General features: G+C 32.5%; 20 protein-coding genes. 11 read left to right on the forward strand and 9 right to left on the reverse strand.

All coding sequences use genetic code 11. The annotated features are described in order from the left end of the window. Positions 1 to 263 precede the first annotated feature (263 nt). From ACM55M_RS04900 to menD, 3 genes are all read right to left on the reverse strand, one after another. Positions 264 to 1,118 carry a CvfB family protein gene (locus tag ACM55M_RS04900; RefSeq protein ID WP_416856446.1) on the reverse strand — a complete coding sequence of 285 codons (855 nt, stop codon included), beginning with the start codon at positions 1,116 to 1,118 and terminating at the stop codon, positions 264 to 266. A gap of 110 nt (positions 1,119 to 1,228) precedes the next feature. Continuing rightward, entirely contained in the window at positions 1,229 to 1,570 is a 342-nt protein-coding gene (locus ACM55M_RS04905) for a DUF2853 family protein (protein ID WP_416856448.1), read from the reverse strand. An 89-nt stretch (positions 1,571 to 1,659) separates the two neighbouring features. After that, on the reverse strand, positions 1,660 to 3,321 hold the full coding sequence (gene menD, locus ACM55M_RS04910; RefSeq protein WP_416856450.1) for a 2-succinyl-5-enolpyruvyl-6-hydroxy-3-cyclohexene-1-carboxylic-acid synthase: 1,662 nt from the start codon (positions 3,319 to 3,321) through the stop codon (positions 1,660 to 1,662). Between the two features lie 94 nt (positions 3,322 to 3,415). Between menD and ACM55M_RS04915 the strand changes: the two genes are divergently transcribed. Both ACM55M_RS04915 and ACM55M_RS04920 read left to right on the forward strand, forming a co-directional pair. Further along, positions 3,416 to 3,913: a GNAT family N-acetyltransferase gene (locus ACM55M_RS04915; protein ID WP_416856452.1), complete on the forward strand. Its 498-nt coding sequence runs from the start codon at positions 3,416 to 3,418 to the stop codon at positions 3,911 to 3,913. 92 nt (positions 3,914 to 4,005) lie between these two features. Further along, the gene (locus ACM55M_RS04920) at positions 4,006 to 4,956 is read left to right on the forward strand and encodes a tRNA dihydrouridine synthase (protein WP_416856454.1); all 951 of its coding nucleotides are present in this window, start codon (positions 4,006 to 4,008) and stop codon (positions 4,954 to 4,956) included. Between the two features lie 75 nt (positions 4,957 to 5,031). On the opposite strand, the gene ACM55M_RS04925 is transcribed toward ACM55M_RS04920, so the two are convergent. From ACM55M_RS04925 to ACM55M_RS04945, 5 genes are all read right to left on the reverse strand, one after another. Further along, a complete protein-coding gene (locus ACM55M_RS04925; protein ID WP_416856455.1) occupies positions 5,032 to 5,619 on the reverse strand; it encodes a glutathione peroxidase in 588 nt (195 codons plus the stop codon). Positions 5,620 to 5,850: 231 nt separating this feature from the next. After that, positions 5,851 to 8,064, reverse strand: coding sequence for a TonB-dependent receptor (locus tag ACM55M_RS04930; protein ID WP_416856456.1), 2,214 nt, complete (start codon positions 8,062 to 8,064; stop codon positions 5,851 to 5,853). Positions 8,065 to 8,072: 8 nt separating this feature from the next. Continuing rightward, the gene (locus tag ACM55M_RS04935; protein WP_416856457.1) at positions 8,073 to 9,368 is read right to left on the reverse strand and encodes a tetratricopeptide repeat protein; all 1,296 of its coding nucleotides are present in this window, start codon (positions 9,366 to 9,368) and stop codon (positions 8,073 to 8,075) included. An 88-nt stretch (positions 9,369 to 9,456) separates the two neighbouring features. After that, positions 9,457 to 10,008 (reverse strand): DUF4331 family protein, encoded by a 552-nt coding sequence (locus ACM55M_RS04940; RefSeq protein WP_416856459.1) that lies wholly within the window; start codon positions 10,006 to 10,008, stop codon positions 9,457 to 9,459. Between the two features lie 26 nt (positions 10,009 to 10,034). Further along, positions 10,035 to 10,685, reverse strand: a complete 651-nt coding sequence (locus tag ACM55M_RS04945; RefSeq protein WP_416856460.1) for a DUF4331 family protein — start codon at positions 10,683 to 10,685, stop codon at positions 10,035 to 10,037. Between the two features lie 240 nt (positions 10,686 to 10,925). Between ACM55M_RS04945 and ACM55M_RS04950 the strand changes: the two genes are divergently transcribed. After that, positions 10,926 to 11,456, forward strand: coding sequence for an RNA polymerase sigma factor (locus ACM55M_RS04950; RefSeq protein ID WP_416856461.1), 531 nt, complete (start codon positions 10,926 to 10,928; stop codon positions 11,454 to 11,456). Then, complete coding sequence (locus tag ACM55M_RS04955) at positions 11,456 to 12,244, forward strand: anti-sigma factor (RefSeq protein ID WP_416856463.1); 789 nt, start codon at positions 11,456 to 11,458, stop codon at positions 12,242 to 12,244. Before ACM55M_RS04950 ends, ACM55M_RS04955 begins: the two co-directional genes overlap by 1 nt. Positions 12,245 to 12,315: 71 nt before the next feature. On the opposite strand, the gene ACM55M_RS04960 is transcribed toward ACM55M_RS04955, so the two are convergent. Next, positions 12,316 to 15,459 (reverse strand): cytochrome c biogenesis protein CcsA, encoded by a 3,144-nt coding sequence (locus ACM55M_RS04960; RefSeq protein ID WP_416856465.1) that lies wholly within the window; start codon positions 15,457 to 15,459, stop codon positions 12,316 to 12,318. A gap of 199 nt (positions 15,460 to 15,658) precedes the next feature. Between ACM55M_RS04960 and ACM55M_RS04965 the strand changes: the two genes are divergently transcribed. The 7 genes from ACM55M_RS04965 to ACM55M_RS04995 all read left to right on the forward strand — a co-directional run bounded on the left by ACM55M_RS04965 (position 15,659) and on the right by ACM55M_RS04995 (position 22,454). Then, positions 15,659 to 16,432 (forward strand): Rossmann-like and DUF2520 domain-containing protein, encoded by a 774-nt coding sequence (locus ACM55M_RS04965; protein ID WP_416856466.1) that lies wholly within the window; start codon positions 15,659 to 15,661, stop codon positions 16,430 to 16,432. Continuing rightward, complete coding sequence (locus ACM55M_RS04970; RefSeq protein WP_416856468.1) at positions 16,416 to 16,943, forward strand: KdsC family phosphatase; 528 nt, start codon at positions 16,416 to 16,418, stop codon at positions 16,941 to 16,943. Before ACM55M_RS04965 ends, ACM55M_RS04970 begins: the two co-directional genes overlap by 17 nt. A 260-nt stretch (positions 16,944 to 17,203) precedes the next feature. Next, the gene (locus ACM55M_RS04975) at positions 17,204 to 18,085 is read left to right on the forward strand and encodes a geranylgeranylglycerol-phosphate geranylgeranyltransferase (RefSeq protein ID WP_416856809.1); all 882 of its coding nucleotides are present in this window, start codon (positions 17,204 to 17,206) and stop codon (positions 18,083 to 18,085) included. Then, positions 18,078 to 18,662 (forward strand): Maf-like protein, encoded by a 585-nt coding sequence (locus tag ACM55M_RS04980; RefSeq protein WP_416856469.1) that lies wholly within the window; start codon positions 18,078 to 18,080, stop codon positions 18,660 to 18,662. Before ACM55M_RS04975 ends, ACM55M_RS04980 begins: the two co-directional genes overlap by 8 nt. A 13-nt stretch (positions 18,663 to 18,675) precedes the next feature. Next, entirely contained in the window at positions 18,676 to 19,206 is a 531-nt protein-coding gene (locus ACM55M_RS04985; RefSeq protein WP_416856471.1) for a mechanosensitive ion channel domain-containing protein, read from the forward strand. 182 nt (positions 19,207 to 19,388) lie between these two features. Continuing rightward, complete coding sequence (locus ACM55M_RS04990; protein WP_416856473.1) at positions 19,389 to 20,588, forward strand: AI-2E family transporter; 1,200 nt, start codon at positions 19,389 to 19,391, stop codon at positions 20,586 to 20,588. Positions 20,589 to 20,783: 195 nt separating this feature from the next. Further along, entirely contained in the window at positions 20,784 to 22,454 is a 1,671-nt protein-coding gene (locus ACM55M_RS04995) for a BamA/TamA family outer membrane protein (protein ID WP_416856474.1), read from the forward strand. The last annotated feature ends 115 nt before the right edge of the window (positions 22,455 to 22,569 follow it).

Raw genomic sequence — 22,569 nt, forward strand, 5'->3', positions numbered from 1 at the left:
TATATATACAAAACCAATGGCTTTTAATGTGAAATTAATTCTTAGCTACCAAGCAAGTGTTTGGACATTTAAAGACAAACCCATTTTAAAAAGTAATTTACGCTTAAGTCAATGTTTTTAAAGTAGTATTAAGGATGCTATTAATTATAAAAGTGAATAAATATACTTTTAAGAATGAATCAGCTTTATTTTTGTATTGAATTTCAAGAATTCAATACAATATAAAAAGAGAAAGACTAATCGTTCTGATTAGTCTTTCTTTTTTATTCCTTAACCAAATAAATTCCGTCTTCCTTGATTTCGATTAATTTCTCCCTGTATAAAGAACCAATGGCTTTCTTGAAGGTTTTCTTACTCATTTTCAAAACCGTTTTAATGTCTTCCGGATGTGAATTATCCGTCAAGCGCAAGAAACCTCTACTGGCTCTTAATTCGTCAAGAATTTTATCAGCATTTGGTTCGATACTTTGATATCCTTGAACTTGCAATGCAACATCAATTTTATTATCAGGACGAATCGTTTTGATATAGCCTCTCATGCGGTCTCCCGTGCGAATCGCATCATCATACACTTCATCTTTATACAACAACCCTTTGTGTTTTTCGTTGATGATAACATTAATTCCTAATTCAGTGATATGAGAAACGATTAAATCAACCTCTTCCCCTTTTTCAACCGTTAAGTGGTCATTTTTTAAAAACTGATTCAATTTACTGGAAGCAACCAAACGATTGGTTTTTTCGTCCATATAAAGATAAACCAAGTAACGCTTTCCTTTTTCCATAGGGCGCGCTTGCTCTTTGAACGGAACCAAAATATCTTTTTCCATTCCCCAATCCATAAAAGCACCAATCTGATTGGTATAATTCACACGCAAAAGTGCAAATTCATTCAATAAAATATAAGGCTCTAATGTAGTTGCTACTGGTCTTTCTTCGTGGTCTAGATACACAAAAACAATCAGCTCCTCGCCTATTTCAAATTCGTTTGGAACGTATTTGTTAGGCAAAAGAATATCATGTATTCCTTCCGGATCTTCTTCTGGATTTCCCAGAAACAAACCCACTTTGGTATCGCGTAAAATGGTAAGCGTATTGTATTTTCCTATTTCAATCATTTTCTTTCAATTTCTAAAGCGCAAAGGTACGAAGTTTGAAAATGGTAAAACGAAAAATCACTTCATAAAAAAAGCGCCAACAAAGGCGCTTTTCATTTTTATATCTATTATTAATTGTAAACACTCTCTTTTCCAAAATGAACAGCCAATAAATAATATACTACAACTCGGTATTTATTTTTATTGGAACGACCGTATTTTTCCATTACGGCATCAATTCCGGCATCTAAATTAGTGCCGTCAGCAAGTCCTAATTTCTTAATTAGAAAATTATTTTTCACCGTATCCAATTCAGATTGTTGAGTTCCGGCAACTGTAGCCGAATCCGCATTATAAATTGACGGACCACAACCAACAGTCACTTTTGTCAACAAATCCATATCAGGATTAACGCCACATTTGTCTTTCAAATCGGCAACATACTTTACAATTAATTCGTCTCTAGCACTCATAAATAAAAGTTTAATATTTGATTAATAGATTTTAACTCTCTCAAATTTAAACATTTAATCATCTGTTTTAACGAATAAATAAAAATAATTTAGACTAATTCTTTAAAATATTGCAACAAAATTCTGTCGTTGTCTAATGTTGGCGTGAAAATTTCCAAAATACTTGGCTTTTCGTTTTGACTATAAAAAACATCCAATTCCCTTATTAAACTCATTTCATCATTGGCAATACTATATTCAAAACCATACATTTTAGCCAAATGTTCTGCAGTAAGACCATGTGATGTTTCAAAGAAAGTATTAAAAACAGGGGTTTCTTCATGTCCGGGCAAAATTCTAAATATCCCGCCGCCGCCGTTATTAATCAAAATTATTTTGAAGTTTTTTGGGATGTAATTATTCCACAAAGCATTGCTATCGTATAAAAACCCAATATCACCAGTTATGAAAATCGTTTGTTTTTTATTTGCAACAGCCGCACCGATAGCTGTGGAAGTACTTCCATCGATTCCGCTGGTACCACGATTGCAATACACTTCAATCGAAGAATCAATAGCTATTAATTGTGCATAACGAATCGCTGAACTATTACTGATTTGTAATTGACTATTCTTTGGTAAACTTTGAATTGCTTTTTCGAAAACTTTAAAATCTGAAAATTGAATTTTTGCCAAATAGTTTTCATGTTTTTGCTTTCGCAAAAGTTTCACTGCTTCTAATTTTTCAAAATAATCGCTTTTTACCACTTCCGTTAAAGGCAAAAATGCTTCGAAAAAAGTATTCGGATTCACTTCAAAATGTTTCGTCAATGCATTGAAAGTATCGTACGCCCTTAAAGTGTCAATATGCCAATGGTGTTTTGGTTTGTATTTCCTCAAAAAAGCCTTAATTCGTTTAGAAACTATCATTCCGCCAAAAGTTACCAATATTTCCGGTTGGAAATCCTCAAACTGCTCATTGTTAAAAGGGGTAATTATAGTGTCAATATTGTTTATAAATGAAGGATGCTGCAAATTAGACGTAGTTTCGGTCATAACAACAACCGACTCATCTTGAGCCAATGTAGCGATTGTTTTTTCGCTAATCAAATTTGGCTCGTTCACGCCAACTAAAATCATTTTTTTAGTTGAATTGTTCCAAATAGTCGCAAACTCAGAAATATTTTCTATGGTACTCAAAGCATTCAAATTCGCAAAACCATTAACCATGACATCAACTGAAAGTTCTGAAACAGTTTCGTATAATGGTTCTTCAAATGGTGCATTGATATGAACTGGTCCTTTTTTATGCAAGGCCAAATCTATCGCTTCATTTATTTTGAAATCATTTGCTTTTGAAACAACTTCATTTAAATTGGCATTGTATAAAGAATGGTTTATAAACACATTTTCCTGTCGGATGGTTTGTCCGTCGCCAATATCAATTTTGCTTTGTGGTCTATCCGCAGAGATTACTATTAAAGGAATCTGACTATAAAATGCTTCCGCAAAAGCAGGATAATAATTCAGTAATGCGGAACCCGATGTACAGACTAAAGCCACAGGTTGCAGGGTTTGCTGCGCAATTCCAAGTGCAAAAAAAGCGGCGGAACGTTCATCAGCAATACTGTAACATTGAAAGGCAGGATTGCTCACAAAACCAATCGTTAGCGGCGCATTTCGGGAACCTGGGGAAATTATTATGGTAGTGATTCCTTTGGCCAAACAAATTTGAATGATGCTTTGCGCTAAAGGTATTTTGGGGTAAATCATTGTTTTCGTTTCAAAAGAACAAAGATACAAAGTTGCAAAGGTTTTTGTTTAATCTTAAATAGTTTTATTAAATTTGAAGGAAAATAGATTCTATATGGAAATCAAGATAAGACCTGCTGTTTTTGCCGATATTGACACAATACTAGAAATCGTTAATCACGAAATACTTCATAGTACTTCTAATTATGATTATGAGCCACACGATTTTGAAACCCAAAAATTATGGTTTGAAGACAAATTGGAAAAAAATTTACCGGTAATTGTAGCGGAATTTGAAAACGGAGCAATTGGATTCGCAAGCTACGGTCCATTTAGACAAAAAATAGGTTATCAATTCACAGTAGAACATTCCGTTTATGTTGCCCAGGAATTTATAGGGAAAGGCATTGGAAAACAACTATTGGCTGAACTCATTCGATTGGCAAAAGAGCAAGAATACCATGTTATGATTAGCGCTATTGATGCTGAAAATTCAGGAAGCATCGCTTTTCATGAAAAGTTTGGTTTCAAAGTCGTGGGTACAATTCGTGAAGTAGGTTACAAATTTGATCATTGGCTCGATTTGGTTTTTATGCAATTGATTCTAAAATAAATAAGTCCTTTTCATTAAACAAAAAAAACATAATTGCTCCAGAAAAACCCTAACTGTGTAAAGAATGGTATATTTGCACAACTAAAAATTTCATGGACTACACCTTACTTTCATCACCCTTACAAGGATTTACCGACTTTCGTTTTAGAAATGCTTTAAACAAATATTTTGGAGGGATTGATACCTATTATTCCCCTTATATCCGTTTAAACGGAAAACTTGTCATTAAACCTTCTTACGAAAGAGATCTATTGCCTGAAAACAATATTGGTTTAGAGGTGATTCCACAAGTGATAACAAACGATGCCGATGAGTTTTTATTTGTAGCCAAATATGTTCGAGAATTGGGATACAAAGAATTAAACTGGAATTTAGGATGTCCTTATCCCATGGTGACAAAATCTGGTATGGGTTCCGGTTTGATCAGTAATCCCGAAAAAATTAATAATATACTTCACAGAGCACATTCTGAATCTGACATTATTGTGTCTATGAAAATGCGTTTGGGATATGAAAATAGCGAAGAAATTCTTGATGTTTTACCCATTTTAGATACTTATCCAATTAAAAATATTGCCATTCATGCTCGTATTGGCAAACAACTATATAAAGGTGGCGTACATCTGGATGCGTTTCAACAATGCATCGACAACACGATTCACAAGCTCTATTACAATGGTGATATCACTTCGGTGGCTAAATTTCATGAAATGCAAGAGCGCTTTCCTTCCATAAACCACTGGATGATTGGTCGAGGATTAATTTCTGATCCTTTTTTACCAAGTATGATAAAAAGCAATACTATGGAATATCCTGCAAACAAAATGGAATTATTCAGTGCATTTCACGACACTCTATATGCTATATACAGTGAGTCGCTATCTGGCTCTACACATATTTTGTTGAAAATGTATCATTTATGGGAGTACTTTTCTGCTACATTTTCAAATCCACATAAAGTATTGAAACAAATAAAAAAAGCGCAGAGTATTAGAAATTATGAAGCAGCTGTTGCAGCAATTTTTAAAAATGAGAAAATTTAATTTTCAACTGTTTCTAAAATAAAAAAAGCGATTTTCAGTTTCCCGAAAATCGCTTTTTTTATTCTGCTTTTATAACTATGCTTTAATCCAATCTACGATTGAAGCATCTGTTGGTAATGTTTTTGGATCAACAACTTTTTCAAGTTCTCCTTTTTCGTTGATTAGGTATTTCTGGAAATTCCATTTCACTTCTGAATCTTGCAAACCATTTTTTGATTTTTGAGTCAAAAACTGATATACTGCACACATATCATCTCCTTTTACAGAAACTTTGTCCATCATAGGAAATGTTACACCATAATTCAATTGGCAAAAAGTAGCAATTTCTTCATTCGTTCCGGGTTCTTGTGAAGCAAAATTATTGGCTGGAAAGCCCACAATAACAAAACCTTTATCCTTATATTCTTTATAGATAACTTCAAGGTCTTTGTATTGGGGAGTCAAACCACATTTTGAAGCCGTATTCACAATCATTACTTTTTTACCTTTCAAAGAAGCAAAATCAAAAATATTTCCTGATAAATCGGTTACTTTAAATTGATAAATGGTTTCCTTGGCCATAGCAGTATTACTTTTATTTAATTTTGTTTTTTTAGTTTGTGCCTGATTTTGACAACTAAAAAGAAATAGGATAGCACATGTTAAGAATAATAGGTTTTTCATAAATAGATAATATTAGTTTTTTATTTGAGCATGGAATTTGCATATCAATATCAGTATTTTACCGTATTTCAATTATGCGCATTTTTGCAATTATATTTTTTATAAAATTAAAACAATTAATTGTTGGTTAAAAATTTATTTTGGTTAAACACAAGTTAAATAAAAAGAAGCCTGATATCAAACAAAATACCAGGCTTCCAAACAAAACAAACTAATCTTCATTTTAGAAAACTAAAACGTATATGTAATTTTCCCCTTTATAAAGAAAGGTGTTCCTGGTGTAAAATGTATTTCTTCTACACTTGTGGGCTCATTTTTTAATCTTGATTCAGTAGCAAACTGCGTTTCATTCCATTTGGTGTTAAATAAATTATCAACTGCTATACCGAATGAAATATTTTTAAGTTTGTAATTGATGTTGAAATCAGAAACAAAATAGCCTTTGGCAACTATCGAATTATCTTCGTTTGCGGGACGACTTTTTAAATAGCGATAATGAATTCCTCCCGAAAAACCATTTAGATTCTGAAAACTTAAACCGCCGGTAGAAGTAAAATCAGGTGCTAATGGAATGTAATCTTGTCCTTTTGGCTCATTAATACTTCTGGCGTAGGTGTAATTAGCATCCGCATCCAAATAAAACCAATCATTCAGTTGATACCGCAATCCTAAATCAAATCCCATACGTTTTGATTTTCCGCTTGGTTCAATAATTCCGGCATCACCTACGTAAACAAATTCTTGTTCCAGATACAAATACCATAAAGCTGAATTAATGATTAACTTTGGAAATGGTTTCCAAATCGTACCAACATCGGTTCCGATCGCTGTGGGTAAAATTTGTTTGCCACTATTTTGAACCACAACGCGAGTATCATTAGAATGAAACCCTATTCCTGATTTAATAAAGAACTGCAAATTGTTATTTTGTGAATAAATAAAATTCAGTTTTGGCGAAATTTTAATCTTACTTTCCGTTTGTGTTTTATAATCAGAAGTCAATTTATCTTGGTAATTGAATTTAAAATAATCCAATCGAATTGCAGGATTAATCATTAATTTTCCAAAACTGAATTCCGAATTCACATACGAGAATAAATTAGACTCATCAATATCCCCTAATTTAATTTGCTGCAATGTAGTTCTCCTGTTCAATGTATGTGAAAGCTCGGTATCCTTTGTAGCATCTGCACGAAAACCTATTCCATATTGCATCAATACATTTACATCATTAAGTTTCGTTTTCTTATTCAACTCGGCATTCATTCCATAAATCGTTCTATTTTCTTTCTGTCTAATTTGATCGCCATTAATAGGATCTTCGAGGAAAAAAGTAAAGTTAGAATACAATTCGAAATCGTATTTTGAATAAAAAGCATTCGCTTTTACGAATGAATTTTCATCAATTGGTTTACTCACAGCAGCATTTATATTCGTTCTTGATGTGCTCCCTCCTTCCGTATCATCCACTGAACCAAATCGAGATATTGTTCCGTTATCAACCAATCGTTGTGGTATTTGACCAGAAGCATCCCAACGACTAGAAAAATGAGAGGCTGAAACGGAAAACTTACTGTTATCGTCTAAAATAGCTGAATATTTCCCTAATAAATTGATTCTATTGAAATTTTGGGGGGAATCGAATGGACCATCTGTCAGGATATACTCCGTTGCAATGTAAGCGCTTTGTGTTTTTTGGTTTCCCAAAAGATTAAATAATCCTACTGTTCGCAGCGTATTGAATTGCCCTACTTCTAGACCAATACTGCTTTTTTCAATTTTATCTTTAGTTTGGAAAGTAACGTATCCTGCCGTAGCAAAATCCCCTTTGTTAGCATAATACGTTCCTTTTCCAAAATCTATTTTTTCCACCGTTTCCGGAATTACAAAATGCAAATCGGCGTAACCTTGACCGTGCGCATGAGAAACCATATTTACTGGCATTCCATCTACTGAGATAGCAATATCTGTACCGTGATCAATATCAAACCCTCTCAAAAATAGTTGCTCTGCTTTACCTCCACCGGCATGTTGCCCGATGAATAAACCAGGTACTTTTCGTAAAATTTCCTGAGAAGAATTTACCGGAGTAGTTTGCAAATCAATTTTCGAAATCACATTCATCACCGAGAGTTTTGCTTGAATTACAATCTCATTCAATCTAAAAACATCATCTTCTAAAATAATTCTAAGTTCAGAACCAGAAACTGTATAATTCATTTTTTTAAACCCAAGCGCATTTACTTTCAAAACGTTTCCTGCAACCGTTTTATCAATACTAAACATCCCAAATTCATTAGTATGTGCATGACTTTCAGAGCTTGTATTATTGATGTAGGCATTTTCTACAGGATTCCCATCGCTATCAACTACTATTCCTTTTTGAATCTGGGCATAGGTTGTCCAACCCAAAAGAGTTATCAGGATTATAAAAAAATTCTTCATTTGGAAATTTATAATTGATTTACCTTTTTCTCCAAATTTGGTCCTAATTCATATACACTAGAAAGTAGTTCTTCTTTAATAGGTTGTACTTTTTCTACTTGTTTATTAGACTTATAAATCATTGCCAAGTGGTATTGCACTTTTGGTTCAAAGGATTGCCCAACGACATGTTTTTGAGCAATTTCCAATGCTTTTTTATTTTCGCCTAAATTAAAATACGACCATGCCAATAAATCATAGGAATCCGGAGTTGGTCTGTGATCAATTTCAATTTTTGCAATTTCCAATGCTTTAGAAGCCGTTTGTTTATCATCCGCATAAATTAGAGCGTTGTATTTGTTATACATCGCACCATAATTATTTTTTTGTAACATCGAGAAATAGGCATTTCTATTGCTGAATTCTTCTTTTTTATTTCCTTCAAATTGGGCTATTTGAGATTTCAACAAATAAAAATCAGGAGTATTGTGTGTCACTTCAATCGCTTCAACGATTCTTTTTGCTTCTACCGTATTTCGTTCATGAGAAAATACAATCCAAGCAATTCCTTTCAAAGCATAAGAATAATTAGGATCTATTGCCAATGTTTTTAAATAGCTGTCATAAGACTCTTGGATTCTTCCTGCATGACCATAAAAATCGCCTAAGTTAGAATACGACCAGATTTTAAGGACTTTATTATCTTCTTTTTCTGCAATATCTCTGGCTTTTTCCATAAAAGTGATGGCCGTTTTCAAGTCGCCTTTGTGATCGTTCCATTTTGCCAAACGAATGAGATAATCATAATCTTTCATATCTCGCATAGCATTCAATTTTTTTACGGCTTCAGGAAAATTTCCCAATTCCATTTGCACATCAAAGAGTAATTTTTGTGTTTCTTTCTTGCCTTCGCCTATCAACAAAGCTTTATTGGCCAACACTAACGCTTCTTTAAAACGATGTTGCGCAATATAATTTCTTGCCAAAGATCGAATGGTAGAAACTTTTGAATAATCATACGCTTCATTCGATTTTGTTAACAGTTCTTCTGTTTTATATAGGTTTTTAATATCGCCGGTATATTCAAAAAGAGTTGCGTAATTAGAGGCTATCATGCTTAAATAACTAATTTGATTAGGAGCTGCATCGAATTTTTTTTGCCAAAAATCAATTTCGTTATTCGCAAAAGTCAATGATTTATTTCCTTTTACATTCAGATATTTATTATAATCTAAAGTATTGGTAATTTGACTTGGTTTTTTCTCGCAACTAAAAAGAGATAGGATTGTAAAAACCAATAATGGAATTATTTTTAAAGTTTTCATAATCTGTTTGTTTGTTTGTTTGTTTTTGAAAAGAAAAAAAACAGAGTTGAAATTAAAAATATCGAACTCTGTTTTTTTCATAAAAGTATTACCAGGCTGTTGCCAAATAAGGGAAAGAAGTACCAAATGCTTTATCGTTTGCATTTACATGGTCAGAAGTAAGTGCTGCGTTTGAAGTTCCCATTGGTCCTCCAAAAATCAATAACAATTCTACATCAATAACATCATCAGCCAAAGCTCTGCCTGTAAGAACATTTGTTCCATCAAAGAAAGTTGTTTTTGCAGTTTTTGAAACACCTAAAACATCGGTAGACAAAAGACCTGTTAATTGATCTGCTGTTTGTCCTAATGCATTAGTAGTATAACCTGCATTTAAAGCTAATAATCTAGATTTAAAAATAGATTGGTATTTAGCACCCATCATTGATGGAATAGCAGCATTGAATTCATCTTTTGGTGCTCCTGCTGCAATAAATACAGTGTTTATTGCTGGTCTGGCCATTTGATCTTGCTGAACAAAAGTTCCTGAAAAATCAATACTTGCTACAGGATCTGTATACGAATCATTATTATCACAATTTACTGAAACAACTGCAGAAACTACTGCTACAGCTATTAATTTGAATTTATTAGATTTCATGTCTTTACGTTTTAAAATAAAATTAGTTATTGTTTTTTCTTAGTTTCAGCCCATACATTTAATGTACTTGAAGTACCTAACATTGCTTTTGGAACTTCAACTACTAATGAAAGTACATTTGTTCCTGCAAAAGTGTCTGTACCCGGATTTTTAAATCCAGAAGCAGTTCCGCCAAGGATTGCTTTGAATTGACCTAAGTCAAAAAAGAAAGGATCGTCTCTTGGTCCTGCGAAAAATTTCATTCCGTTTTTCTCAGCTATTAAAGGAGTTGCGCCATAAGTAGAAATGGTTACACTTCCTGAAGCTGCAGCCGTTTTAATCATACTTGAAGTTCCGGTGGCAGTTGGAGCATAAGGCCCAAAGAAATACATTTTGTCATCTCTTTTGATGGCTTGAATAACTAAATCCTCAACATTGTCGCCTGTGTTATCAATGTTGATTTCAATCATAACATTTTCATTAAATGTTGCCGCGGCTGTAGCATTAGGACTTAACAATCCTTGTGTGTTTACTGCAAATACAAGATTATTTGTATCTTGTCCCTGAAAAGTGTACACATCAGTAATATCTGCTGCATTACCTGTTACTGCTGGAGCATCAACGTGATCAGCAGCTACTAAAATTAAGCCCGAAACCGCAACTAGCGATAGACCTAATATCATTTTTGTTTTTTTCATTTTGTTTAAAATTAAAAGGTTATAGAAGTATTTACGGGTTTGTATTCGGTTTGGTTTTAAAAATCATAAAAAAAATAAAAATTAATTTAATTTAAATTATAACTAATTAATTAACAGTGTTTTAAACACTTAAATAAAATACAATTATTTTTATTTTTATTTTATTTTAAAGCAGCTATTCATAAAATATGCCAATTGTAAATAAGAATGTATAAGTTTGTAATAGCAAAATAAAAAGTTATGACTCAAGATGAATTATTAGTATTAATTTATAAGAAAGATGAAAAGGCGTTTACACATCTATATGATATGTATTCAAAAAGCTTATTTGCAGTAATCAATGTTCTTGTAAAAAATAGAGAAGAAGCCGAAGATGTGCTTCAGGATGTATTTGTCAAAATCTGGAAAAATATTGATTCCTACCATGAAAGCAAAGGGCGTTTCTATACTTGGATTCTAAATATTGCCCGAAATACATCAATCGATAAACTGCGTTCGAAAAATTTTAATAACAGTCAAAAAAACCTTTCTTCAGATAATTTCGTACATCTGTTAGACGACAGTAACAAACTGGTCAATAAAATTGATTCTATTGGGATTCAAGAGTTTGTAAAAAAACTAAAACCCAAGTGTATTCAAATAATAGATTTACTGTTTTTTAAAGGGTATACTCAACAAGAAGCTTCGGAGGAATTGGAAATTCCTTTGGGAACCGTTAAAACTCACAATCGAAACTGTATTAATGATTTAAGAAATTATTTGAAAGTATAATGGAAACAAAAGAATATATAGAATCAGGGATTTTAGAGCTCTATGTTTATGGTTTACTCACTGAAACCGAGAACGAAGAAGTGAACACCATGGCAAAAAATAATCCAGAAATAAACGACGAAATTATTGCCATAGAGAAGGCAATTGTGGCTTTATCTTCCAGCTTTTCACCGTTTCATTCTGTGGCGAATTACGAAAAAATAAAGTCAAAATTAGAGCTTAAACACGCTATTAAAGTAATCGAATTGGAACCAACAAGAAATTGGGCTCAATACATTGGTTGGGCTGCAGCAATTCTATTGTTAGTAGGCATTGGTTACCAATACAATCAGATGGAGCAAACCAATACTCAGGTAGTAAATGCCGAAGTGGAGAAAGCAAAAATGGAAAAAGATTTGGATGCTTTACAATTAAAAAATAAGGCAACCGAAACCAATTTAGCAGTGGTAAGAGATGCAAACAATACCGTTGTAGCACTTGGTGGACAAGTAGTTGCACCACAATCATCTGCAAAAGTATATTGGAATAAAGAAACCAAAGTAGTTTACGTTGATGCCGCAGGATTACCGGAACCACCAGAAGGAATGGTATATCAGGTTTGGGCATTAAAATTGAATCCATTGACTCCTACAAGTATTGGACTATTGGAAAATTTTAAGGTTAATGATCAAAAAATGTTTGCTGTAGATAATACAACTGATGCAGAAGCTTTTGGGATAACCTTAGAACCTAAAGGTGGAAGTTTAACGCCTACTATGGAACAATTATATACGTTAGGAAAAGTGTAAAAATCACTTATTCTTGATATAGAAAAGGTTCAACTTTGCAGTTGAACCTTTTTTATGTAACTAACAAGCTATTATTTCTTGTAATACTTTCTATATTTTGGATAGGAAATAGCTCCAAATAAAGCTATTGTTCCTAATGAATACCAAATCCAATCCAATGATTTCGCTTCACCACTTGCGTAAGAATGCAATCCTACTAAGTGGAAATTAACGCCGTAATAGGTAAATAAAATCGATACGAAAGCAAACATACTCATCAGGTTAAAAACCCACTTTCCTCGTAAAGAAGGAACAAATCGAGCGTGAATAACAAAGGCATAAACCATAATACTGATTAAGGCCCAGGTTTCTTTTGGATCCCAACCCCAGTAACGACCCCAACTTTCATTAGCCCATTGTCCGCCAAGGAAGTTCCCTATGGTAAGCATGATTAAACCAATCGTCAATGCCATTTCGTTGATATACGTGATTTCTTGAATATTCAAATCCATTTTGGCTTTGTTTTTTTCATTGGTAAACAAAATCAACAAAAGAGAAACAGCACCTAAAATCATTCCCAATGCAAATGGTCCGTAACTCGCAACAATTACCGCTACGTGAATCATTAACCAATACGAATTAAGAACAGGCTGCAAATTAGCTATTTCTGGATCGATCCAATTCATAAAAGCCGCAAACAATATCATAGAAGTTACAAAAGCCGAAGCTGCAACCGTAAGTTTTGATTTTCTATCAAAGGCCAAACCAAAGAACATCGTTGCCCAAGCCACATAAATTATAGATTCGTAAGCATTACTCCATGGTGCGTGACCCGAAATGAACCAACGTGCAATTAATCCAAGGGTGTGCAAACCAAATAATATTCCTATAATTACATGAAAGGAATTAATCACAACACGCAATATCTTTTTCTCGAAAATAATGTTAAGTATTGTAAACACAAGCATCAAACAGCCAATTGTAAAATAAGCCATGAAAAGATTCTTGAAAATATCAGATTTATTATATACAATTTCCAGTGATATTTTGTCTTCGCTTGGTCTCACTTTTGCTCCAAATTTTTTCTGAAAACCATTTATACTTTCTAATAGTTCGTTTGCCGTTTTATAATTTTTGGTATCAGCTGCATTAGTCAAAGTCCCAAAATATAATGGTAAAACGCTTTTAGTATACGTAGCGTCCATTCCTTTCATTCCTGATTCATTCAATTCTAAATAGGAAATCCATTTGTTATTCGCATCGTTCGGAATAGGGAAAATCTTTAAAATTCTTCCACTTAAAGCCGATTCCATTAGGTTTACCTTCTTATCCGTTTCGATAAAATCTTTTTCGAATTGATTTGGATTAGCTGTTTTGAAAGCACCATCAAGATAGTGTGACAATTTGTAATTTCCTTTTTCGTCAAAAAAAGCTATAAAAGGAGCATATTTTGCTTCTTTATCAATTCCGATAATCTTACGGATACTATCATTTCCAGCTTTAATATAGATGATGGGAACTTCAATCCAAACCTTGGCATATTGTGTCATAGACAGTAAAACCTGATCAGAATTCATGCCTTTATAGGTTTCCATGTGGCTTACTTTTCGAAGCAATTCAGATGAAAAAGTATTGACTGGTTTCATTCTTCCTCCAGCATCCTGAATAATTAATCGCCCAAATTTGGCTGCATGTTCTTCTGAAACTTTGTATTTATTCAATAACGAATCAATCTGTTTCTCGGTTGGTAATTGATGTTGATGTTCCTCATGGCTTTGGGCAAAACCATTTAAAGTGAATAGCAAAACCAAAATAGTCAGTAGGCTAGCCTTCTTCGTTTTTACCACTTCCAGTTTTCTTTTCAAATCAGCAAAACGAGAATATTTGGTAAACATAATCGACATCATTGCAAAAAACAGCATAAAATAACCGCTGTAAGTGATGCAGGTTCCCCAGAAATCGTGGTTTACAGATAAAACCGTACCTTTTTCGTCAGGATCGAATGAAGATTGAAAAAAGCGAAATTGCTTGTAATCTAAAACATGATTCATATAAATTCGGGCATCAAATGAGTTTGCGGAATCCTGAACCGTAACTTTGCTTTCAAATGAAGAATAACTTTTTTCTGTTCCCGGATATTTTTGGGCAATAAATTTATTCAGTTTTATCTTGAATGGCAATAAATACGCTTTGCTTCCGTAGAAAAACGTATAATCAATATTCCCTATTTTAACGGTTTTTGATTCTCCAAGTTTACCTTTGGAACCAACAACTGTTACTTCTTTTTCTTTTCCGTCGGCAGTCACTGTTAAAACCAAAGCATCATCATGATTCTTGGCTTTGAAATCATTTTTAGATTCATAATCAATCACTCCTTTTACAGCAGGATCCGGAAATACAAATCGCATTTCACCAATAGTATATAAGGAACGCATCATCAATGGTTGCGCACTTCCTACAGTTACTTTTCCTTGCATTTTATCAGCCATACGCATAAAATTACCTTCAAATGGCGTTTGAATAGTGCTCGTATTGCCTGTAATAGTTATGTTTATTGCTCCTTCGGTATATTTATTCAATGAAAATAAAACGTTATGAATATTTTGAACTTCCCCTTCTTTAAGCATGTGTTCGTGACGTCCGCCATCTCCCGCTTCTACAATTTTGAAATATAAAGAACCTTTAGGATCCGGTTTTATGTATTCTTTAGCGCCCATGATGAAGTTTTTGTATTTTACTTCAAAATTAGTATTGGCAAATTTATCTGAAATGGTAAAATTATTATTGGTAACTGGCGAAAGTAACAGCGATTTTTCAAAAACTCTACGTTTCATTTCCCCTTTGTAATCTCCATCTACAAAAACAGTAAGGAAGGTTTTATCTGAAAAAACTTGATTTTCCGCTGCGCCTTCGCGAATAGGCATTACTCCTTCATAACTGATATATCGGGTTACAAAAGCTCCCAAAAGGATAAAAACAAAAGCCAAATGAAGCAATAAAGTAGCCCATTTTTCTTTTTTCAACAACTGGTATCTTTTGATATTTCCAATGAAATTAATCATAAAAAACACCATTATAGCTTCAAACCACCAAGCATTATAAACTAAAATTTTTGCAGTATCCGTATTGTATTTGCTTTCGATAAAAGTTCCGGTACCCATTGCGATTGCAAATGTTAAGAAAAGCATAGCCATTAATCGTGTAGAAAACAAAATCGAGAATATTTTTTTAATCATTTGTAAGGGATTACGTTTAGTAAAAGTGCGACAAAAGTACTTAAAAATCTTGACTTCTATATTCGTACAATTGTTAATTAAATCCAAAATTAAGTCTTTCTATTTTTCGATAAAAAAGCATATTTTAATGCTAATTGCGGTTTATTTGTCGTTCAAAAATTGAATAAAACCCTTAATATTTTTTTGCTAATTTTGTCAAATGATTAAAGTAATTATTATTGGCTCAGGAAATGTAGCGCAACATTTGATTGCGGCATTTCAAGATTCTCAAAATTTGGGATCAGAAATCGAATTGGTTCAAGTCTTTTCGAGACAAACCACGAACGTATCGAATATACTGGATTATGATAAAATCACTGATGACTGGAATGCTTTGGTAGAAGCTGATTTGTATATCATAGCAGTTTCGGATGATGCGATTGCCGATGTTTCTTCACAACTACCCTTCAAAAACCGTTTAGTGGTTCATACTTCTGGAAGTGTTTCCTTGAATGCTTTGGATGACAATAATCGAAAAGGAGTTTTTTATCCGTTGCAAACCTTCAGTAAAAACAAAGTCGTCGATTTTAAAACTATTCCAATTTGTTTAGAAAGCGAAAATGCAACTGATTTTCAATTATTGGATAAAGTGGCAAAAGCAATTTCTGAAAAAGTCTTCGCCATCAATTCGGAACAACGCAAAGCATTGCATGTTGCAGCAGTTTTTGTCAATAATTTTGTAAATCATTTGTATGAAATAGGAAGCGAAATTTGCCAGGAACATCAGGTTCCTTTCGAAATTCTAAAACCTTTGATTGCAGAAACTGCTGAGAAAATAATGGTGCTTTCTCCAGAAGAAGCGCAAACTGGACCGGCAAAACGCAATGACACTGCTACTATTGAAGCGCATGAAGCCTTTCTATCCAATGAAAACTACCTGACAATTTATAAAACACTAACACAATCCATACAGCATAATGGCAAAAAGTTATAAAGAAATAATGAATGATATTACTACGTTTATATTTGACGTAGATGGCGTACTTACCGATAGTTCCGTTTTTATAACCAATGAAGGAGAAATTCTGCGCACCATGAATATTCGTGACGGTTATGCTATGAAAGCTGCCGTAGAAAGCGGTTATAATGTTTGCATTATTTCGGGAGGAAGCAATGAAGGTGTCAGAGTCCGACTAAGAAATCTTGGAATTACTGACATTCATTTAGGGACACCAAACAAAGTGGAAACATTTGATGAATATACCGATGTTTACCAAATAAATCCAGAACATGTTTTGTATATGGGAGATGATATTCCGGATTATCACGTCATGAAATTAGTGGGATTACCGACTTGTCCACAAGATGCAAGCCCGGAAATTAAAGCTATTTCAAAGTATATTTCACATAAAAATGGTGGAAAGGGTGCTGCTCGTGATGTAATCGAACAAGTGATGAAAGCACAGGGAAAATGGATGGCCTATTTTGATGGGAAACACGATTAAGTAGCAAAAAAGATATATTGTCGCAATTATTAAAAAAAAATTTTGCCACAGATTGGAAGGATTAAAAAGATTTTTAAAGCTCCGTATCGAATTAATCTTTGCGAATCTATGAAATCTGTGGCAAAGAAATTAAGAGCTTTATTAAAACACGACATTAAATTTTAGCAATTACTTAGTTTCTTTTTTAAATGTTAAATTATAAATTATAAGTGAAATAAATGGTTCCTTTTTTAAAACTCATTCGATATCGAAATTTACTGATGCTTGCCTTTATGCAACTCGTTTTCCGGTACGGCTTTTTTAAATTTCAAAATATCCCATTGTCATTAGCAGATTGGCAATATTTATTATTAGTCCTATCCACCGTTTTACTTGCAGCAGGTGGTTATGTAATAAATAATATTGTTGATCAAGATACGGATAGCATAAACAAACCCAACAACGTAATAGTAGGCAAAAGCATTTCAGAAGCCAAGGCTTACAATATATATGTTGCGCTTAATTGTGTTGGTGTTGGTATTGGTTTTTATTTGTCGAATGTTATACAGAAACCAGGATTTGCCTCTATTTTTATTTTGATAGCCGCTACACTTTATCTTTACGCTACCAGTTTAAAACAAATGGTTCTCGTTGGAAATGTAATTGTAGCTTTATTACTTTCTTTCAGCGTTGTTATCATAGGAATTTTTGATTTATACCCTGCCACCTATGAAGGAAATCAGGCACAAATGGCTGTTATTTTTTCCATTCTTTTAGACTATGCGATTTTTACTTTCTTTCTTAATTTCATTAGGGAAATCGTTAAAGATTTAGAAGATGTAAAGGGAGATTCTAATCATGGAATAAATACTTTACCGGTAACTATAGGAGTTGACAAAACCACAAAAATAGTTTTTGCATTAAGTTTTATTCCTCTAATAGCAATTCTTTTTTACACCTATAATTATTTGTTTCTTTTGACGTATACAACCGTTTATTTATTGACTTTTGTAACGGCGCCACTTCTTTATTTTACTTTAAAAATTTGGAATGCAAAAACAAAAAATGACTTTCACAAATTGAGCTTACTACTGAAATGGATTCTTCTTTTCGGGATTATCTCTATTGGAGTTATCACTATTAATATGAAATATAATGCTTAAGAATAAATTAAAAAAATACAACCTGATTCTAGCTTCGGGCTCTCCAAGACGTCAACAATTTTTCAAAGATTTAGATTTGGATTTTGAAATCAAGCTAAAAGAAATCGAAGAAATTTATCCTCCTGAATTAAAGGCTGCAGCAATCACCGATTATTTGGCTGAATTAAAAGCCAGTGCTTTTGAAGGCGAATTGCAACCCAATGATATACTCATAACAAGTGATACGATTGTTTGGCATAATGACAAAGCTTTGGGTAAACCAAAAGATCAGCAAGATGCTTTTAAAATCCTAAAATCACTATCAAATACTACCCATGAAGTAATTACCTCGGTTTGTTTTAAAACGACTTTAGAAACAACCGTTCTTAATGAACTGACTAAAGTTACCTTTAATCAATTAAGTGATGAAGCCATTTTATATTATCTTGAAAATTACAAGCCTTATGACAAAGCAGGCGCTTATGGAATTCAGGAATGGATTGGTTTTATAGGTGTTTCAAAAATTGAAGGGTCTTATGCGAATGTTATGGGCATGCCAACTGACAAAGTTTATGAATATTTGAGTAAATTAGCATAAATAAATTATGGATATGGTTTTTTTTCAACAATACACAAGAGAACTAATTGCAACTGGAATTTTAGTGATTTTGTTCGTTTTATTACGAATTATCACTTCAAAACTGGTAAGGCGCTATGCTAAATCAAGTCACACTATTGAACATCGAACTAATTTAGTCATCAAATACATTCATTTATTTATTAATATTCTGGCAGTAACCTCTTTAATAATAATTTGGGGAGTTCAAACTAAAGATATTTTTATTGCACTTTCTTCCATCACAACTGTTGTAGGTGTTGCCATGTTTGCCCAATGGTCTATTTTAAGTAACATCACATCCGGTATTATTTTGTTCTTTTCTTTTCCGTTTAAAATTGGTGATGTAATAAAGATTCATGACAAAGATTTCCCTATTGAAGCTGAGGTTGAAGATATTGGTGCTTTTCATGTATTCTTAAAAACCAATGATGGGGAAATGGTAATTTTTCCTAATAATTTGCTTTTGCAAAAAGGGATTTCAATTTTAAAAACCCATTTTGATGATAAAGAATTCGTAGATTAATTTTCTATTAAATACCTTGCTCTTATTTATCTATGGCTAAATTTATAGTTTTATTAAGTGGAAATTATATAACTATTTTTTAAAAATATGTAACGGTTTAGATTTATTATTCTATCATATTTGCTTGTTAAATTTTAAATTTCCATACTTAAATTTTAATAAATAATAAATACAACGAAAATATGAATGATACCATAAAACTTCCATTCTACGCAAAACTTACACTGGTTTTATTGAGCTTGATCAGTTTTGGCTATATTTTTTATATCGGTCAGGAAATTTTAATTCCAATTTTATTGTCTTTTATATTTGCTATAATATTAAGACCCATTGCTCATTTTATAAGACATAAACTCCGTTTTCCACATGTCATAGCAGTAATGATAACTGTTCTGCTATTTATTTTACTCTTTATTGGACTTTTTGCATTTTTATCCATTCAGATTAGTGAAATGGCTAATGATTTTAATAAAATCGAAAGAAACATTTCCATCCACATTCATAACATTCAACAATATATCCGGGAACATTTCAATATAAGTTCCAGGGAACAAAAACAATATTTGGACACTGCTACTGAAGATTCAATGGAAAAAGGAAAAGAAATGATAGGAACGACCTTAATGTCCTTTACGGATACGCTCCTAAACCTGATTTTAATTCCTATTTATACTTTTTTAATCCTTTTGTACAGAACTCATTTTATGTTGTTCTTTTCCAAATTGATAAAAAAAGAGTATCACCCTAAATTGCAGGATATTTTATCTCAGATAAAAGTAGCCGTAAAAAGTTATATTGTTGGTTTAATTATAGAAATGATTATGGTTTCCATATTGACAACGGTTGGATTTATGATAATAGGCGTTAAGTATGCTATTTTATTGGGAATTATTACGGGGATTCTAAATTTAATCCCCTATGTTGGAATATTGTTTGCAGGTGCTTTAAGTATTATAGCATCGCTAACTGGATCACCCGACTTATCCATAATTGTTGGTGTAATTGTAGTCAACATAATTGTACAGTTAATTGACAACAATGTTTTAGTCCCATTGGTTGTGAGTTCAAAAGTCCAAATAAATGCATTTGTTTCCATTGTTGGGATTATTATAGGCGGAGCAATTTCAGGAATTTCCGGAATGTTTTTGGCTATTCCTATAATTGCCATTCTTAAAGTAATTTTTGACAGAATAGAATATTTAGAACCTTGGGGCTATTTAATGGGAGATGATTTACCAAAAACATATACTTGGTATAATATTAAATTACCTCTATTTGATTCCGAAACAACAGCAAAAAAAATCATAATCAAAACGGATATTATTGTTCCTACGTTTACAGAAACCACCACCGAAAATGATAACAATCGTACTGAAAATTAATTGCTTAAAATTCTAAAATCTATTTTTAAAAGCTAATTTTTTAAGATGTTTCAAAAACAAAAACTGATTTTATTTTTTTTACTCTTTTGCTGCTGTCAGATTTCTTTTTCACAGGTAAACAAGCCAAAAAAAGATTCTACTGAAGTATATAAGGATATTCAAACCTATTCCAAAAAAAGGAAATTCACTAAGTTAATGCATAAGTTAATTTTTAGACCTGTTAATTTAAAAGTTAAAAAGGAAAAAGTAGTTCGAAAAAAATACCTCGATTTTGAAAGTAGAACTATCCGAAACATCAATATTATTACGCTCGACCCTTTTGGATTTTCAGAAATTGATACTACTAGAGGGCCTCGGAATTGGGCGGAAAGAAGCGGAAACAGAATACACATTAAAACCAATAGGCTGGCTATCCGAAATTTATTGCTGATAAGAAAAAACGAACCTCTGGATTCCTTATTAGTAAAAGAATCCGAACGTTTAATCAGAACTCAAAGATTCGTAAGCAGAGTTAGTATAACGCCCCAACTAATTAAAAATAATCCAGATTCGGTTGACGTTTATATTCGTGTATTAGACACTTGGAGTATAATACCAAAAGGCTCCATTTCAAACTCGAGAGTTAGTTTCCAACTGAATGAACGTAACTTTTTGGGCTCAGGACATGAAATTGACAATGAATTCAAAAACAGATTCAGTGACGGAAAAAATGCGTATCGTTTTGCCTATATCATTCCCAATATCAAAAATACATTTATCAAAACAACATTAAATTATCATATTGATTTAGATAATTATTATGCAAAAAGCATCAATATTGACCGCCCTTTTTATTCCCCTTTTGCAAAATGGGCAGCTGGAATTTATGTCGATCAGCAATTTAGAAAAGACACAATACAGGATTCTAATTTGACATATACCTATCAAAATTTCAAATACAATTCACAAGATTTATGGGTAGGTCATGCTTTTCGTTTATTTAAAGGAAATACGGAAGGCGACAGAACTACCAATCTAATTTTGTCCGGAAGATTTTTAAATATTAAATACATTGAAAGTCCTACGGTCGCATATGATCCCATTGATTTCTATTCCGGAGAGAAATTTTTTCTTACCGGGATTGGTGTCACTTCTCGAAAATTTGTGGAAGACAAATACATTTTTAAAAATGGAATAATAGAGGATGTCCCAATTGGAAAAATTTATGGAATTACTGGTGGTTATCAATATAAGAATAGTATTGAACGTTACTATTTGGGCGGTAGAGCTGCATTCGGAAATTTTTATAAATGGGGATTTTTAAGCGTTAATTTTGAATTAGGTTCCTTTTTTTATAAATCGAAAACAAACCAGACTGCTTTTTCTTTTCAGGCAAATTATTTTACTAATTTAATTACTATTGGAAAATGGAAATTAAGACAGTTTATTAAGCCTCAATTTATTTTGGGTATAAACCGTTTAAATTCTATTGGAGACCAACTCACAATTAACGAAAATTATGGGATTTCAGGTTTTAACAGTGCTGAATATGGAACCAAGAAAGCGGTGTTGACTTTACAAACTCAGACTTATTCCCCTTGGGATTTATGGGGATTCCGCGTAAATCCTTATTTCAACTATTCAATTGCAATGCTGGGAACTGCTAAAAAAGAAATTAATGAAAGTAAAGCATATTCTAAAATTAGCATCGGATGTATTATTAATAACGATTATTTAGTATTTAGTTCTTTCCAAATATCGTTATCCTACTACCCTTCCATTCCTCGTGTTGGCGAAAATGTTTTTAAAACCAATTCTTTTGAAACCACCGATTTTGGTTTTCAGGATTTTGAATTAGCTAAACCTAGAACTGTGATTTATAAATAAAAGGCGTCTTTTAATGTTCTATTTTAGAATACATTGCAGTAAATTCAATATTTTATGATAAGGTGTGAATTATATAATTTTAAGCAGTAATTGTATAAGTCATTTTTAAAGTATC

This window comes from Flavobacterium galactosi (genome assembly GCF_048158585.1).
Lineage (GTDB): Bacteria > Bacteroidota > Bacteroidia > Flavobacteriales > Flavobacteriaceae > Flavobacterium > Flavobacterium galactosi.